The organism is Flavobacterium maritimum, assembly GCF_040049085.1.
GTDB lineage: Bacteria > Bacteroidota > Bacteroidia > Flavobacteriales > Flavobacteriaceae > Flavobacterium > Flavobacterium maritimum.
Genome location: NZ_JBDLZY010000005.1, coordinates 389601 through 406415, shown reverse-complemented (window position 1 = coordinate 406415; position 16815 = coordinate 389601). Strand labels below are relative to the sequence as shown.

Sequence of the window (16815 nt, the reverse complement as noted above, 5' to 3'; positions counted from 1 at the left end):
AAAAAGTTTAAAGTTTAAGGTTTAAAGGTGTTGGAATTGATTATTTACCCAATTCCACTCCATTTAAAACTACTTTATAATTAATTGTTGCTGTTGGCTCTACTGTTTTAGAAACTGAGCAATATTTCTCGAAAGAAAGTTGTGCTGCTCTAAGCGCTTTTTCTTCATTAATTGGTCCTTCCAAAAAGAAAACAACATTAATTTCCTTAAATGGTTTTGCCTCCCCTACTTGCACTCGTTCTCCCTCTACTTCAGCTTTGAAAGAAGTAATTTCCTGACGTTGTTTTTTCAGAATTGAAATCATATCAATTCCGCTGCATCCTGCAACACCCATTAATACTAATTCCATTGGGCTTGGCCCCATATCATTGCCTCCAAAATCGGGTCTGGCATCTACATTTACAATGTGACCACGCTCGTTTTTTAATTCAAAATGGAAGTTCTCGTTTACTCTGTCTAATGTTATTTTCATCTTACTATTATTTATGCAACGCGGATGAAACGGATTTCAAACGCGGATTTTTATTTTTTTTAATATCTGAACACTCAAAACTGAACACTGAATACTAAAACTATCCTTTATCAGACAATCTCAAAATATCTCCAAAAACACCTCTGGCTGTAACCGCTGATCCTGCACCGGCTCCTTGAATTACAATTGGTCTGTCGCCATACGATTCAGTGTAAATTTCGAAGAAAGAATCCGATCCTTTTAAGCCTCCCAGGGCAGTATCTTTAGGAACAGAAACCAGTTTAACTTCCAGATTTCCTTTGTCTCCTTGTAAATCTCCCGACAATTCCCCAATGTATCGCAACACGTGATTAGGCTCTTGTTCATTTTTGATTTTTGCATAAACCGAATCAAATTCCTTTAATTTGGTTAAAAATTCTGAAGCGCTTCCTTCTCGTAGATGTTCCGGAATTAAATTCTGAATAGCGATTTCTTCAAATTCGTTTTGCAAATCCAGTTCTCTAGCCAAAATTAATAATTTTCTGCCTACATCATTCCCGCATAAATCTTCTCTTGGATCCGGTTCTGTATAACCATTATCAATAGCTTCTTTTAATACTTCGCTAAATGGAACATCCTTGGCAGAAAAGTTATTAAACAAATAACTCAGTGTTCCTGAAAACACCCCTTTTATCTTTGTAATATTTTCACCTGAAAGATGCAATAATTTGATGGTATCAATTAGAGGTAATCCTGCACCAACATTGGTTTCATACAAATAAGTCTTTTGATTATCAGCTAATACTTTTCTCAATTTTTTGTAAAAACTGTAACTCAAAGTATTCGCCACCTTATTAGAAGAAATCAAATCAAAACTACTTTCTACCAAAGGAACATAGTTTTCTACAAAAGTAGCACTAGCCGTATTGTCAACGGCAATTAAATTCTCTAGATGATGCTCATTTGCGTAAGCGATAATATCGTCAATTGTATATGAAAAACCATTGTTCTGAATTTCATTTCTCCAATTTGGTGTCACTCCGTTTTTGTTCAACAGCACATTTTTTGAGTTGGCGATAGCAAAAACATTCAGTTTGACATCTTTTCTTTTTTCAATAGATGCAGCAGATTCCAAGATTTGATTAATCAAAGTGCCTCCTACTAATCCATGTCCAAAAATTGCAATATTTATTTTCTTTGAAACCCCGAAAATCTCTCCGTGGATTACATTCAAAGCTTTGTGAAGCTGCGATTTATTAACCACCAAACTCACATTTTTACCCGTTACGGTATTATTGAAAAGAATTGGAACAATTTTATTTTTTATCAATGCCGTATAAGGCTTATGAAACGTACTTAGGTCCTGACCAATGATCGAAATTACGGAGACATCATCAGTTACTGAAATTTTATTAACGTCTTTCGAATAAAAATCATTTTCGAATTCTTTCTCTAGTTCAATCATTGCTTTGGTCGCTTTATCGGCATCAACCACCAACCCAATTCCTCTTTCTGAAGAACCTTGTGAAATAATACTTACGCTGATATCATTATCACCCATCACTCTAAAAATTCGGGCATCGACACCAGTTTTTCCAAGCAATCCTCTTCCTTCCAAATTCACTAAAGACACATTTTCTAAAACAGACAGTGTTTTAATTCCTTCTTTACTGGCTGTTGATCGTATTAATGTCCCTTTATTTTCGTGATTGAATGTATTTAAAATACGTAGCGGAATATTTTTTTCCAATAAAGGAATAATCGTTTTGGCATGTAATATTGTTGCTCCAAAATTGGCTAACTCATTGGCTTCATTAAAAGTCAGATAATCAATTTTTTTGGCATCAGGAACCAAATCAGGATTTGCCGTATAAATTCCGTCAACATGCGTATAGTTCTGAAGTTCTTCTGCATCCAGATAATTCGCAATCAAGGAAGCTGTATAATTACTGCCGTTTCTTCCTAAAGTTGTGGTGTCATTTTTTGAATTTGAACCGATAAAACCAGTAATAATATTTACCGTTTCATCATTTTGTTTGAAAAACTGAATAACATTTTTCTTAGAGGCCTGTTCCAAAGGTTGCGCATCTCCAAATTTAGAATCGGTTTTTATCAATTCTCTCGAATCGGCAAAACGGGCATTAACACCATTTTTTATCAAAATAGCTGTTACCAATTTTGCAGAAAGTAATTCACCTTTCGACAAAATTTGGTCTTTTATTTTATTACTGTAATCTCCAATTAAACTAACTCCCTCGAAAAGTTTATCTAGCACATTGAATTCCGCAGACAAATCGACATCTGTATAATCCGATTGTTGTTCTTCTTTAAATTTCTCAAATAAAGTTTTGTAATCTCCGTTTTTAGATGCAACTTCCAGAATTCCTTCTAACTCATCTGTAGCATTTCCTCTAGCGGATACGACAACTGCAATTTTTTCTCCCTGGTTTACTTTATCGGTAATTATAGCAACGACTTTATTTATTCCTTCTCCGTTGGATAACGATTTTCCTCCAAATTTTAATACTTTCATTTTATTCGTTTTTTCGTTGTTGGGTCTAAAAAATGGACGCCAGCAAATTATCTAATTGTTTGTATTCGATCAAAAAAGCATCATGTCCATGAATGGATACAATTTCCTGATACGAAACATTTTTTTTATATTTTTTTAATTCTTCATAGGTTGCTCTATTTTCTCTTGGTGTAAAAAACAAATCAGAATCAATTCCTATGATATGAATATCGGCTTCTATTTTTGATGCTATTTCTTCAAAAGAACCTTTATTTCTGGTAATATCAATTGTTTTCAGTAACTGATTCATCATTTTATAAGAAGAAAGCTGAAAACGTTTTTGCAATTTTTTCCCATGATGATCTAACCAACTTTCAATATTAAAAATGGCCAATTCCTCATTAATGGTTCTTTGAAATTTCTCTGTAAAAGATTCCGGTGTTCTGTAACATAACATCGCATGAATACGGGCATCTTCAATAGGTTTTGCCGAATTATTTAAGATTTGCTCTTGCAAAAAACAATTGGCGATCAACCAATCAGTTGATTTCCAATCAGTTGCAATCGGAATTAAATGTTGTGTAATTTTAGGTTCTAATGCGACCATTTCCCATGCAATTCCACCTCCCACAGAACCACCAATTATAGCATACAGTTGCTTGATTTGAAGAAACTTAATCCCGTCGATAAACATTCTGGCAACATCTCTGGCAGTAAAATCTGTATACTTTTCTATTAGAAAATCATCGAATCCATTTCCAGGAACGTTAAAGGCTAAAATGGTATATTTTTGGGTATCAATTGTTTTATTTTCTCCAATTAAATCATTCCACCAACCCGTAACACCCACAACTTGTGAATTTCCGGTCAGGGCATGATTTACCAAAACTATTGGAGCAGTATGTAATGCCTGGCCAAAAACTTGAAAACTTAAGTTTATGCTAGCATAGAAAGCCCCACTTTCGGTGGTGAAATTTTGTAATGCAATATGAGTTGGTTTATTTTCCAATTTCAAATCTTTTATGATTTTTGATTTGTGTCTGGAAATATTAGAAAGAAAGCTAGAAGTATACTAGCAGAATTCTTTGTGTTATCTTTCCACGCTGGACGTGGTAGAATGCAGCACCTTCTTCGATTTATCGAAGGGTTGCTAAGGCTTCATCGGGTCTAATCCCTCTACCTTTCTTTATAACATTTCAATACGATTCTGAACTTAAAGGCACAAATTAACTACTAATTTCCCAAACAAACAAATTTTTAGACAATTTGATTTTTATTTTTCCTTTAACGAACAGGTCAAAACATACCCTACTACATAGTTCATTTCAATAAAGGAGAAACCACTCACTTGGCTTCCCCTTTAATCAAAATGACTAATTCCAAAGACTCAAAATCAAATTTTATTTTCACTATTTTAAATAAAAAGTGTCTCGTTTTCTTTTGAATACATTAGAAACAATAATGAATCTGGCACTTTTGTGTTTTCCAAATCATTCGTTGATGATAATTCAAATCTTGGATGAATCAATTCATTTTTTGATTGAATTTCTTTATTATTTTTCGCCATAGAATCTTTTAGAAACTGAATTGCTCTTGAAATATATTTTGATGTGTTCATGATATTAAATTTTAGTTGTTATTTTAATTGTTTTGTAATCTTTTGATTTTTCAACACATAAAATCCAGTTTCCTAAGATTCTATGCGTTTAGTTTTTTAGTGTTTCGAATACGGCCTGTAAATCGGCTTTCAAATCTTCAATATCTTCTATCCCTACAGAAAGTCGGATTAAATCTTTGCTAACTCCCGTTGCCGCCTGTTCTGCTTCAGATAATTGCTGGTGCGTGGTACTTGCGGGATGAATAATTAAAGATTTAGTATCTCCAATGTTGGCCAATAGTGAAAATAGCTTGGTTTCATCAGCCACTTTCTTAGCAGCTTCAAATCCACCTTTCAATCCGAAAGTTACTACTCCACTCTGTCCTTTAGGTAAATACTTGATTACCAAATCATTATATTTACTCGACTTCAATCCCGGATAATTCACCCAAGCCACAGCCTCTTGATTTTCTAACCATTGGGCCAGTGCCAAAGCATTCTCACTGTGCTTCTGGACACGAATCGGCAAGGTTTCCAGTCCCTGGATAATCTGAAAAGCATTGAACGGGCTCAAAGCGGCGCCATAATCCCGTAAACCTTCTATTCGAACCTTGGCAATAAAAGCGGCATTTCCGAGTGCTTCGTGATACACTAAACCATGATAACCCGCAGAAGGTTCAGTAAATTCAGGAAACTTTCCACTGCTCCAGTCAAAAGTCCCGGCATCTATGATTGCTCCTCCCAATGAAGTTCCGTTTCCGGAAATATATTTGGTCAGCGAATGAATGACAATGTTCGCTCCAAAGGCAATTGGATTTAGCAAATATGGCGATGGAACCGTGTTATCAACAATAAAAGGCACTTTTAATGCTTTAGCTTCTGCAGAAATGGCTTCCAAATCCAATACATCTAATTTTGGATTCCCTAAGGATTCTGCAAAAAACACTTTAGTATTTTCTTTCGCCGCTTTCGCAAAATTGACGGGCTCAGATGGATCTACAAACGTGGTTGTAATCCCTAATCTTGGCAAAGTGACACTCAATAAATTATAAGTCCCTCCATATAAACTGTTCGAAGCTACAATATGATCTCCTGATTTTAACAGTACCAAAAGTGTCGTTGCAATTGCTGCCGTACCAGATGCCGTGACAACTGCAGCAATACCTCCTTCGAGTGCCGCCAAACGTTGTTCTAAAATATCATTGGTTGGATTATTTAATCGTGTGTAAATGAAACCCGCTTCTGCAAGACTGAACAGATTAGACGCATGCTCCGAATTATTAAAAACATAGGAACTGGTTTGATAAATTGGCACCGCTCTGGTTCCTGCTGTTTTAGTAACATCGTGTCCTGCATGTAATGCGTTTGTTGCAAATTTTTGAGTACTCATAATTTTAGTTTTTTAGATTTTTATTTTGTTTAAACTGAACTCGTTTCAGTTTCTTGATATTTTCTTGATTTTGAGATTCTGAAATTCCGAGCGTTTCGGGACAGAAAAACAAAAAACCCTTTTAGACACGTATCCAAAAGGGTTTTAAGTTATGCTATAAACTTATACTTTCGGAATCAACAGACGCAAAAACACATAATGGCTTTGGCACATATCATGGTTTTGACATTGCACTTATTCATTTGTTGTGATTTTAAATTGTTCATTTTTTTATTTTAAATATTGTGATTATTATGATTCAAAAAAAAAGCCTCCCGTTTTGCGGGAAGCTTTTGCTATATATTTTTTAATTTAAATTAAGCAATAGACGACCCGCAGGATACTTCCTGAATGGCTTTAGACATATTGCACACATTAAATTTCATTTTTTCTTTTTTTTGTTGAAGCAAATATGCAAATTATTTTTAAACTTTCCTAATGGTAATTAAAAAAATATGATTATTTCCTTTTGACATTATACCCAAATGGTCTCTTTTTGTTTAATTCGATCTGATATTTTCAAAATATCGTTGAGTACGCTACGTGCTGCAATTTGCTTTCCTGCACCAGCACCCTGAATTATGATTGGGTTTACACCATTCGATTTGGTATAAATTTCGATCAAATTATCCCTTTCCTTTAATTGACCAAGAGCTGAATTCGTTGGTTCAGAAATTAACTTAACCTCTAATTTTCCACTTTCCACATCTAACTCTCCTATATATCTTAGCACGTGATTTTCATTTTGAGTCAGTTTTGCAATTTTATAAGGGGAATCAAATAGACCTTTATTGAGCGCATATTCCGATTTTGTATTTTTAATATTTAGCTCCGGAAGCAGTAAAGAAGTGATTTTTACATCTGAAAGCTCAAATTGCAATTCAATTTCTCTAGCTAAAATCAATAATTTCTCCGCCACATCGTTCCCCGATAAATCATCTCTGGAATCAGCCTTAGTATACCCCAATTTTTCAGCATCCTGCAGTATTTTTGAAAATGGAAGATTTTCGTTTCCAAATCGGTTGAAAATATAACTTAAGGAACTCGAAAAAACACCCCGTATTTTTGTGATTTTTTCTCCCGAAAAATGCAACTCCCTAATTGTATTTATAACCGGCAAACCTGCACTAATACTTGTTTCATAAAAATAATTTTTATCAAACTTCTTTAGGTTTCGACGAATCTCTTTGTAAAAATCATAATGTAATGTATTGGCGGTTTTATTAGACGATACAATGTGAAACCCATTCTGAATTAACGAAATATAGGATTTTACTAATTCTGAACTGTCAGTTGCGTCAATGGCGATTAGATTTTCTAAACCCTGGTATGATGCATATTCAATGATATCCTCAACTCTGAAAGGTATTGCAGATTGTGCAAAATTGGCTTCCCATGTATTTTTTACCCCTTCTTTTTCAAAAAAAGCTAAAGTAGAATTGGTGATTATAGGAAAACGCAATTCAATATTCCTCTTTTCAAGAAAAAATTGCTGACTTTCCAGAACCTGTTGTATTAAGGCACCTCCAATATTCCCTATCCCAAAAAGCACTATATTTATTCTAAGCGTTGACATAATTTTGTTGTTTATGATTATTCAAGATCGGGTTCAAAATGTCTGATAATTGATTGAATTCTATTAAAAAAGCATCATGTCCATGAATTGATTGGATTTGGTGATAAAAAACATTTTGTTTTACATTTTTCAACTCTCGGTACGTTTTGCGGGTTTCTTCGGCAATAAATAAGCAGTCCGTATCGATTGTAACTAAATGGATATTAGCCTGAATACTATTGGCTACAGCCAAAAAATCTTTCCTATTGCGCGTAATATCATTTGTCTTCAACAGATGATTCATCAATTTATAAGCAGCTAATCGATACCTGTTTTTCAATTTAAACCCATGATCGAGTAACCAATTCTCGATTTGAAGAATGGATGAGTCATCCAGTTTATTTCTTTTAAACCTTTGATTTACATATTCGGGCGTTCTATATAATAAGGTAGCGTGTAATCGGGCATCGACAATTGGATCATCTGAATTGTTGAGAATCTGATCTTGAATCAAAACATTTGCTATTACCCAATCTGTAGCTTTCCAATCAGCTGCAATTGGGATGAGATTTTCAATTTTATCAGGTTGTAAAGCTGCCATTTCCCAAGCAATTACACCCCCTATACTTCCACCAATAACAGCAAAAAGCTTTTCAATTTTCAAAAAAAACAGCCCTTCCCAAAAAATCCTTGCTATATCCCGAATAGTGAAATCACGGTAATTAGCGATAAGATTCCCAATATCACTATCATACCCGTTTCCTGGAACATTAAAAACAATTACAGTAAAATAGTTTGTATCGATGGGTTTGTTTGCTCCAACCATTCCGTTCCACCAGCCAGTTTCTCCAGAAACATTGGAATTTCCAGTTAATGAATGATTAACTAAAATAATTGGGGAATTACCGAGGGGCTGACCAAAAGTTTGATAAAACAGTGGAATGTAAGCCTTTTGCTTGCCTATCTCTAAATCAAAATTAAAGAGATCAATTTTTTCTATATTTTCCATTTAAAATAATTTTAAGATTGAATTGATTAAAATTTAGATTTTGATTGTTTTTAGAAAACTGCCTTTGGCCTAACCAATTCACCAAAGACAGTCTTAACTAACCAAAAAAACAAAAATTTATACCAATTGACTGGTTTTTATACTTTCAAAAACTGCTTTCAGGTCGGATTTCAAATCTTCAACATCTTCCAAACCTACCGAAAGTCGGATTAAATCTTTAAAAACTCCCGTTGCAACCTGCTCCTCATCAGTCAACTGTTGATGTGTTGTGCTTGCGGGATGAATAATGAGTGATTTAGTATCTCCTATATTTGCCAAAAGCGAAAATAACTTCGTTCCATCGGCCACTTTTTTAGCAGCTTCAAATCCGCCTTTCAATCCAAAAGTAACCACACCGCTTTGGCCTTTTGGCAAATACTCTTGAGCCAAAACATAGTATTTACTTGTTTTTAATCCAGGGTAATCTACCCATGCCACCTCTTCCTGGCTTTCTAACCACTGTGCTAAAGCCAAAGCATTTTCACTATGTCGTTGAATCCTGATAGGTAAAGTTTCTAACCCTTGAATAATTTGAAATGCATTAAAAGGACTTAATGCCGCACCAAAATCACGTAGCCCTTCAATTCTAACTTTGGCAATAAAAGCTGCATTTCCTAATACTTCATGATAAACCAATCCATGGTAACCTGCAGAAGGTTCTGTGAATTCTGGAAATTTTCCATTCGACCAATCAAAGTTTCCTGCATCAATAATAACACCACCCAAAGAAGTTCCATTCCCTGATATATATTTGGTCAAAGAGTGAATAACAATGTCAGCTCCGTACTGAATTGGGTTCAATAAATAAGGGGATGCAACCGTATTATCAACAATAAAGGGCACCTTGAATACTTTGGCTTGATCTGAAATAGCTTTTAAATCCAATACATCTAATTTTGGATTCCCCAAAGATTCCACAAAAAAAGCTCTTGTGTTATCTTTGGCTGCTCTATTGAAATTTTCAGGATCAGATGGATCGACAAATGTAGTCGTGATTCCTAACCTTGGCAGTGTTACTTTTAATAAATTATAAGTTCCGCCATATAGACTGTTGGAAGCCACAATATGATCGCCTGCTTTAAGCAAAACCAGTAATGTTGTGGCAATTGCCGCAGTTCCCGATGCAGTAACCACCGCACCTATTCCTCCTTCCAAGGCTGCTAATCGCTGTTCTAAAATATCATTAGTAGGATTATTTAATCTTGTGTAAATAAATCCAGCTTCGGCCAACCCAAATAAATTGGCAGCATGTTCTGAATTATTAAAAACATAAGAACTGGTTTGATAAATAGGTACAGCTCTTGTTCCTGCTGTTTTTGTTACGTCGTGTCCTGCGTGTAATGCGTTTGTTGCAAATTTTTGTGTGCTCATGATTTTTTAGATTTTAAATGTTATCTTTTAATTTTATAATTTTATTTAATAGTGATTTTTAGATTTTGAAATATCCTGACGTCTAGAAACAGGAGAAAAAAAAGCCCTTTTGGAACGTTTACCAAAAGGGCTTATAGTTGAACTATAACTAAGATTAAATCTTTCACTTTTGGCAATAGCAAGTTGGGATGCACATATACATCATACAACACATTATCATTTTGTTTTCTATTGTTTTAACCATTTTTATTTTTGCCGATCCTAATTTTTCAGCTTTTTTTTAATTTGACTATTTTCTTTATCTTCCTCGAAATGAATCCGAAATGAAACAAAAAACCCTTCTGTTTGCAGAGATCTTCATTGTTTTATTTTAAAAGTTTAAAACTACACAATAGAGAACTCTGCTGAAGTTTCCGGCATCATACAAGACATCTTACCAACTAATAAATTCATTTTTCTGGTATTTTGATGAGGCAAATTTGCAAACTAATTTTTATTCTACCAAACAAAAACCGATTTATTTTTGTTAATTCTATAGAATTAGTAGAATATGTTAAATTACTTCCAAATAAATTAAAAAAAACAAAAGATTAATTTGCAATTCAAAATGGTTTCATACATTTGCACCCGAATACAAGAGGAAAAATTTGAACTGATTGCAACCTCTTCATAATGAAACGAATTCATTATGGATGCTGAAAATTTTTCAGTAGAAAAAATGCTAAAGCAGAAACTCTCCTTTAGTATTTTTTAGCAACCGATTTTTCTCGATTAATTTTAAACTAATAAATTATTATGGCATATTTATTTACGTCAGAATCTGTAAGTGAAGGGCACCCAGACAAAATTGCAGATCAAATTTCGGATGCATTAATTGATAACTTTTTGGCATTTGATGCTGACTCAAAAGTAGCTTGCGAAACTTTGGTTACAACTGGTCAAGTAATTTTGGCTGGTGAAGTAAAATCAAACACCTATTTAGACGTGCAACAAATTGCTCGTGACGTAATCAAAAAAATTGGTTATACAAAAAGCGAATACATGTTTGAAGCCAATTCTTGTGGTATTCTTTCAGCTATTCACGAACAATCTGCCGATATTAATCAAGGAGTTGACAGAGCTAACCCTGAAGAGCAAGGAGCTGGAGACCAAGGAATGATGTTTGGTTACGCTACTAATGAAACTGAAAATTATATGCCATTGGCACTTGATTTATCGCATAAATTATTACAGGAATTAGCTATTTTAAGACGTGAAAATAAAGAGATTACTTATTTGCGTCCGGATGCAAAATCTCAAGTAACTTTAGAATACAGTGATGACAACAAGCCAACTCGCATTGATGCTATTGTTATCTCAACACAACATGATGATTTTGACGAAGAAGCAGCGATGCTTGCCAAAATCAAAAAAGACATCATCGAAATATTGATCCCAAGGATTATTGCAAAAAATCCAACACATGCTCATTTATTTAATGATAAAATTCAGTACCATATCAACCCTACCGGGAAATTCGTAATTGGAGGACCACACGGAGATACTGGTTTGACAGGAAGAAAAATCATTGTGGACACTTACGGTGGAAAAGGAGCTCACGGTGGTGGTGCATTCTCAGGAAAAGACCCAAGTAAAGTAGACCGAAGCGCTGCATATGCTACGCGTCATATCGCTAAAAACTTAGTTGCTGCAGGAGTTGCAGACGAGATTTTAGTACAGGTTTCTTATGCTATTGGTGTAGCTAAACCAATGGGTATTTTTATCGAAACTTATGGAACATCAAAAGTAAATTTAACGAATGGAGAAATTGCTAAAAAAGTAGAAGCTATTTTTGACATGCGTCCTTATTTTATTGAGCAACGTTTAAAATTAAGAAATCCAATCTATAGCGAAACTGCTGCTTACGGACACATGGGACGTACGCCAGAAACCGTTACAAAAACTTTTTCTGCACCAGGAGGAAATGAAAAAACAGTTACAGTTGAATTATTTACTTGGGAAAAACTAGATTTTGTTGATCAGGTAAAAGCAGCTTTTGGATTGTAATTATCTCGAAATTCATAAACAAAAAAACCATTCGGCAAGTACGAATGGTTTTTTTTTATGCCCTTTATCATTTGTAAGAAACAAAATACATTTCTTTTTTGTAATTTGCTGCACTTATGAAAAACCTATTACTATCTTTCTTTATTCTCTCATTAGCTATAACTTATGGACAGAACCAAAGACTCATAGCTACAGAGCATCATTCCATAACGCTATCCGCAGATGACTTTTTGGGATACGATCAGTTTGGCTATTTCTATTCCATAAAGAATAATGTTTTGTACAAAACTAAAGGTTCTGAATCATTTGAATACAAAAATCCTTCTTTGGGAAAAATAACAAGGGTCGATCTGCAAAGCCCACTCAAAATCGTTCTATTTTACGAGGACTTTAATACCGTTATTTTATTAGACAATCAACTAAACGAAACCCAAAAAATAAATTTTTCAGAGAATTCAACCCCCATTGTGGTTACTGCAACAGGGATGGCGTCGCAGAATCAATTATGGATTTATAATAGTTTGACACAGCAAATTGGTCTTTATGATTATTTAAAAAACAGCTATAAATCCATTTCCACTTCATTCCCCGAAAGTATAAAATTATTCCAATCCGACTTCAATTCCTTTTATTGGGTAGACCAAAACAATCATTGGTATTCTTGTGACATATTTGGAAAGATAACTTCAAAAGCTAAACTTCCCGATTTTGATTCGATAGTTATTATTAATGACCATCAATTTATTTATTATAAAGACAAAAGTTTTATTTTTCAGGATATTGCCAAAAATCAAAAATTAGAATTTGAAATTTCAGAAAAAACCTTTGAAAAATTCTACTTCCAAGACCAAATTTTATCTATTTTTACAAAAGGAGTAATTACAAATTATAAAATCGCAACACCGTAATGCACATAGCAGTAGCAGGAAATATAGGCTCAGGAAAAACGACATTAACACGCTTATTGGCGAAACATTTCAAATGGGAACCCCATTTTGAAGACGTTGTAGACAACCCTTATCTGGATGATTTTTACCATCAGATGGAGCGTTGGTCTTTTAATTTACAAATTTATTTCTTGAATAGTCGTTTTCGCCAAGTGATGCAAATTCGTGAAAGCGGTAAAAAAATCATTCAAGACAGAACCATTTATGAAGACGCCCATATTTTTGCGCCCAATCTTTATGCAATGGGTTTAATGACCAATCGTGATTTTCAAAATTATTCTACGCTTTTTGAGTTAATGGAGTCATTGGTTAAACCACCAGATTTATTGATTTATCTAAGAAGTTCCATTCCAAACTTAGTAGGACAAATTCACAAACGCGGTCGCGAATACGAAAACTCAATTTCTATCGACTATCTGAGCCGTTTGAACGAGCGTTATGAAGCTTGGATTCATACCTACAGTAAAGGAAAGCTATTAATTATTGATGTTGACAACATTAATTTTGTTGACAATCCGGAAGATTTAGGGACTATCCTTAACCGAATTAATGCCGAGATGAATGGTTTGTTTTAGAAAATAAACCTTCATTTACAAAAACCTTATTAAATTTATTTATACCTTTATATATCAACACTTTAAAAACATAAAAAGTGTTGATTTTTTGTTTCCAAAATTTATCATACCCGATTCTGTGCTAATTTACTGGTTTTTCTGATTATTAATTTAAATCTAAAAAACCATGAAAATCAACTATTTTAAAAGCAAATTTGCTTCTTTACTTTTAGCCTTTCTAATTACTCTTCAAAGTTGTGTCGCTTATAAAAAAGAAACCTCAACTTTAGATGAAGCCGCAGCTACAAATGGAAAAGTTTTAGTCGTTAAAACCGATGACACAAAACTTAAACTTACAAAAATTGAACAAATTGACGGAGTATATTATGGCAGTATAAAAACAAAAAACGGTATTGAAAAAATCCCCCTAACTGAAAGCGATTTAAAAAGAATAAGCGTTTTTGACAAAACAGCATCAACATGGGGAAACATTGGTATAATCGCAGGCTCCTTGGGAGTTGTATTTATAATAATTGTCGCAATTTCAGTGCAAGATATGGATATAAACTTAGAAACGCTCTAGTGAATTTTCAAAAAACCAAAAATTGAATTCATCAAAATAAATAGGATATCTGACGAAACATCTTCATTAAAAAACAAAAAAATGCCCCAAAAATTTGGGGCATTTTTATAATCAGTCGCAGACTCACTACTATTTCAAAGCTTCTACTTTTGCTTTGACTTCTTCTAATGATCCTTCAAAAACCTGAACATTTTCTTCACCATTTTCCGAAGTCGTCACAGTCGCTTTCGCTTTCCCATCTTTGTTCATGATCTGAACTCGGACTTCTTTTTTTACTTGCTCTTTTTTAGCACAGCAAGACTTACCCTCTTTTGACTTAAATTTTCCGTCTTTATCATAGTGAGACATACACATTTCTTTTTGCTCTGGCGTGCATCCTTTTTCATCACACATTTTGGCACATTCTTCTTTCGTCATGGTTGCGCATTTACTCATATCGCATTTACCCATCATTCCCTCACCCATTGCGCAAGACTTCATTTCCATAGTACATTTCATGCTTTTATCATGAGACCCTGTACTACCTTCTCCTAATATTGGAGCAATAACCAACCCAATTAAACAAGTCAATTTGATTAAAATATTCATAGATGGACCTGATGTATCTTTGAAAGGATCCCCCACTGTATCTCCAGTTACTGCCGCTTTATGCGCATCAGAACCTTTATATGTCATTTCACCGTTAATCATAACACCTGCTTCGAAAGACTTTTTGGCATTATCCCAAGCTCCTCCGGCATTGTTTTGAAAAACAGCCCAAAGCACACCTGAAACAGTAACACCTGCCATATAACCCCCAAGCATTTCCGCAATTAATTGATTATTATCACCGTAAACTAATTTCCCTAAAAGAACAATAGCAATAGGAAAACCAATAGTCATAATTCCCGGCAACATCATTTCACGTAATGCCGCTTTAGTAGAAATATCAACACATTTTGCATATTCCGGTTTTCCGGTTCCTTCCATAATCCCTGGAATTTCCTTAAACTGACGACGCACTTCATAAACCATGTCCATCGCGGCTTTTCCAACAGAATTCATAGCTAAGGCAGAGAAAACAACCGGAATCATTCCACCCACAAATAACATAGCCAAAACCGGTGCTTTAAAGATATTAATTCCATCAATTCCTGTAAAGGTAACATAAGCCGCAAACAAAGCCAATGAAGTCAACGCTGCCGAAGCAATTGCGAATCCTTTTCCGGTCGCAGCAGTTGTATTTCCAACTGAATCCAAAATATCTGTACGTGTACGAACTTCTTTTGGTAATTCACTCATTTCTGCAATTCCACCCGCATTATCAGATATAGGACCAAAAGCATCAATAGCTAATTGCATCGCTGTTGTGGCCATCATTGCTGAAGCTGCTAGAGCTACACCATAAAATCCTGCAAATGCATAAGACGACCAAATGGCAGCAGCAAACAATAAGACCGTTGGAAAAGTAGATATCATCCCTGTCGCCAGACCTGCAATAACGTTAGTTCCTGCACCAGTACTCGATTTTTGTACAATAGCCATAACTGGATTAGTACCCAAACCTGTATAATATTCCGTTACTGAAGAAATAGCTCCTCCTACAATTAAACCAACAATAGTCGCATAAAAAACCCTCATTGAAGAAATTTCTTTTAATCCTTCTCCATAGAATTCCATTTTCATAGTGGCTGGCAACATATACTGCACTAAAAAGTAACATGCAATTAAAGTCAAAACGATAGAAACCCAATTCCCAATGTTTAAGGCTTTTTGAACCTGAGCTTCTTTTGCATTATCATCTGATATTTTTACCAAAGTTGTTCCGATGATAGAGAATAGAATTCCAAAACCGGCAATTGCCATTGGTAATAAAATAGGCCCGATTCCTCCAAAAGCATCTTGAATATTTCCCCCCATATCTTTGATAACATAATTACCCAAAACCATGGCAGCCAAAACTGTTGCGACATAAGAACCAAATAAATCGGCACCCATACCTGCAACGTCTCCTACGTTATCTCCTACGTTATCCGCAATAGTTGCAGGGTTACGAGGATCATCTTCTGGAATTCCTGCTTCTACTTTACCAACTAAATCGGCACCAACATCAGCAGCCTTAGTATAAATACCACCACCAACACGAGCAAATAAAGCAATCGATTCAGCACCAAGAGAAAATCCTGCCAATGTTTCTAAAACTTTGGTCATGTCTTCTGATGAAGTCCAGGCACCATGCATAAAATATTGGAAGAATACTATAAAAAAACCGGTCAAACCTAAAACAGCTAAACCGGCTACACCTAATCCCATTACAGTTCCACCGCCAAAAGAAACTTTTAAAGCTTGCGGCAAACTGGTACGGGCCGCTTGAGTGGTTCTAACATTTGTTTTCGTTGCTATTTTCATCCCCATATTCCCAGCCAAAGCAGAGAAAAAAGCTCCAAAAATAAAAGCAACAACTATTAATATATGTGTGGTAGGAACTATAAAAGAAATCCCTGCCAAAACGATACTTGCCCCAAGGACAAAGAAAGCTAACAACCTATATTCTGCTTTCAGGAAAGCTAAAGCGCCTTCATATATATAATCTGAAATCTCTTTCATTTTACCATCTCCAGCATCTTGTTTGAGCACCCAGGCTCTTTTAACCCACATGAACAAAAGTCCAATAATTGCCATTACAATTGGCAAATAAATCATAATTGTATTCATAAAAAAAAATTGGTTATTTGATTAGTAA

General features: G+C 34.7%; 13 protein-coding genes and 1 riboswitch. Of the genes, 4 read left to right on the top strand and 9 right to left on the bottom strand.

Going from position 1 to position 16815, the window contains the following annotated elements:
- Window positions 1–40: 40 nt before the first annotated feature.
- From ABEB23_RS13030 to ABEB23_RS12995, 8 genes are all read right to left on the bottom strand, one after another.
- Complete coding sequence (locus ABEB23_RS13030) at window positions 41–472, bottom strand: OsmC family protein (RefSeq protein WP_348813039.1); 432 nt, start codon at window positions 470–472, stop codon at window positions 41–43.
- A 100-nt stretch (window positions 473–572) separates the two neighbouring features.
- Window positions 573–2984, bottom strand: coding sequence for a bifunctional aspartate kinase/homoserine dehydrogenase I (thrA, locus tag ABEB23_RS13025; RefSeq protein ID WP_348813038.1), 2412 nt, complete (start codon window positions 2982–2984; stop codon window positions 573–575).
- 25 nt (window positions 2985–3009) lie between these two features.
- Complete coding sequence (locus ABEB23_RS13020; protein WP_348813037.1) at window positions 3010–3972, bottom strand: alpha/beta fold hydrolase; 963 nt, start codon at window positions 3970–3972, stop codon at window positions 3010–3012.
- A gap of 78 nt (window positions 3973–4050) precedes the next feature.
- Window positions 4051–4158, bottom strand: a riboswitch (SAM riboswitch).
- A 219-nt stretch (window positions 4159–4377) separates the two neighbouring features.
- Window positions 4378–4581, bottom strand: a complete 204-nt coding sequence (locus ABEB23_RS13015) for a hypothetical protein (protein ID WP_348813036.1) — start codon at window positions 4579–4581, stop codon at window positions 4378–4380.
- 88 nt (window positions 4582–4669) lie between these two features.
- Window positions 4670–5950: an O-acetylhomoserine aminocarboxypropyltransferase/cysteine synthase family protein gene (locus ABEB23_RS13010; protein WP_348813035.1), complete on the bottom strand. Its 1281-nt coding sequence runs from the start codon at window positions 5948–5950 to the stop codon at window positions 4670–4672.
- A 514-nt stretch (window positions 5951–6464) separates the two neighbouring features.
- The gene (locus ABEB23_RS13005; protein ID WP_348813034.1) at window positions 6465–7565 is read right to left on the bottom strand and encodes a homoserine dehydrogenase family protein; all 1101 of its coding nucleotides are present in this window, start codon (window positions 7563–7565) and stop codon (window positions 6465–6467) included.
- Window positions 7552–8553 (bottom strand): alpha/beta fold hydrolase, encoded by a 1002-nt coding sequence (locus ABEB23_RS13000; protein WP_348813033.1) that lies wholly within the window; start codon window positions 8551–8553, stop codon window positions 7552–7554. The genes ABEB23_RS13005 and ABEB23_RS13000 overlap by 14 nt, the downstream gene beginning before the upstream one ends.
- Before the next feature lie 117 nt (window positions 8554–8670).
- Window positions 8671–9963 carry an O-acetylhomoserine aminocarboxypropyltransferase/cysteine synthase family protein gene (locus ABEB23_RS12995; RefSeq protein WP_348813032.1) on the bottom strand — a complete coding sequence of 431 codons (1293 nt, stop codon included), beginning with the start codon at window positions 9961–9963 and terminating at the stop codon, window positions 8671–8673.
- A 795-nt stretch (window positions 9964–10758) separates the two neighbouring features.
- Here ABEB23_RS12995 and metK point away from each other — a divergent pair.
- The 4 genes from metK (at window position 10759) to ABEB23_RS12975 (ending at window position 14093) form a co-directional block, all read left to right on the top strand.
- Window positions 10759–12009: a methionine adenosyltransferase gene (gene metK / locus ABEB23_RS12990; protein ID WP_348813031.1), complete on the top strand. Its 1251-nt coding sequence runs from the start codon at window positions 10759–10761 to the stop codon at window positions 12007–12009.
- Between the two features lie 116 nt (window positions 12010–12125).
- Window positions 12126–12917, top strand: coding sequence for a hypothetical protein (locus ABEB23_RS12985; protein WP_348813030.1), 792 nt, complete (start codon window positions 12126–12128; stop codon window positions 12915–12917).
- Window positions 12917–13531 carry a deoxynucleoside kinase gene (locus tag ABEB23_RS12980; protein ID WP_348813029.1) on the top strand — a complete coding sequence of 205 codons (615 nt, stop codon included), beginning with the start codon at window positions 12917–12919 and terminating at the stop codon, window positions 13529–13531. The genes ABEB23_RS12985 and ABEB23_RS12980 overlap by 1 nt, the downstream gene beginning before the upstream one ends.
- Before the next feature lie 166 nt (window positions 13532–13697).
- Window positions 13698–14093, top strand: a complete 396-nt coding sequence (locus tag ABEB23_RS12975) for a hypothetical protein (RefSeq protein WP_348813028.1) — start codon at window positions 13698–13700, stop codon at window positions 14091–14093.
- 129 nt (window positions 14094–14222) lie between these two features.
- On the opposite strand, the gene ABEB23_RS12970 is transcribed toward ABEB23_RS12975, so the two are convergent.
- Entirely contained in the window at window positions 14223–16787 is a 2565-nt protein-coding gene (locus ABEB23_RS12970; protein ID WP_348813027.1) for a sodium-translocating pyrophosphatase, read from the bottom strand.
- Between the last annotated feature and the right edge of the window lie 28 nt (window positions 16788–16815).

Coding starts and splice junctions, on each gene's coding strand:
- ABEB23_RS13030 (WP_348813039.1), bottom strand. CDS start 472: ATGAAAATAACATTAGACAGAGTAAACGAGAACTTCCATTTTGAATTA.
- thrA (WP_348813038.1), bottom strand. CDS start 2,984: ATGAAAGTATTAAAATTTGGAGGAAAATCGTTATCCAACGGAGAAGGA.
- ABEB23_RS13015 (WP_348813036.1), bottom strand. CDS start 4,581: ATGAACACATCAAAATATATTTCAAGAGCAATTCAGTTTCTAAAAGAT.
- ABEB23_RS13010 (WP_348813035.1), bottom strand. CDS start 5,950: ATGAGTACTCAAAAATTTGCAACAAACGCATTACATGCAGGACACGAT.
- ABEB23_RS13005 (WP_348813034.1), bottom strand. CDS start 7,565: ATGTCAACGCTTAGAATAAATATAGTGCTTTTTGGGATAGGGAATATT.
- ABEB23_RS13000 (WP_348813033.1), bottom strand. CDS start 8,553: ATGGAAAATATAGAAAAAATTGATCTCTTTAATTTTGATTTAGAGATA.
- ABEB23_RS12995 (WP_348813032.1), bottom strand. CDS start 9,963: ATGAGCACACAAAAATTTGCAACAAACGCATTACACGCAGGACACGAC.
- metK (WP_348813031.1), top strand. CDS start 10,759: ATGGCATATTTATTTACGTCAGAATCTGTAAGTGAAGGGCACCCAGAC.
- ABEB23_RS12985 (WP_348813030.1), top strand. CDS start 12,126: ATGAAAAACCTATTACTATCTTTCTTTATTCTCTCATTAGCTATAACT.
- ABEB23_RS12980 (WP_348813029.1), top strand. CDS start 12,917: ATGCACATAGCAGTAGCAGGAAATATAGGCTCAGGAAAAACGACATTA.
- ABEB23_RS12975 (WP_348813028.1), top strand. CDS start 13,698: ATGAAAATCAACTATTTTAAAAGCAAATTTGCTTCTTTACTTTTAGCC.
- ABEB23_RS12970 (WP_348813027.1), bottom strand. CDS start 16,787: ATGAATACAATTATGATTTATTTGCCAATTGTAATGGCAATTATTGGA.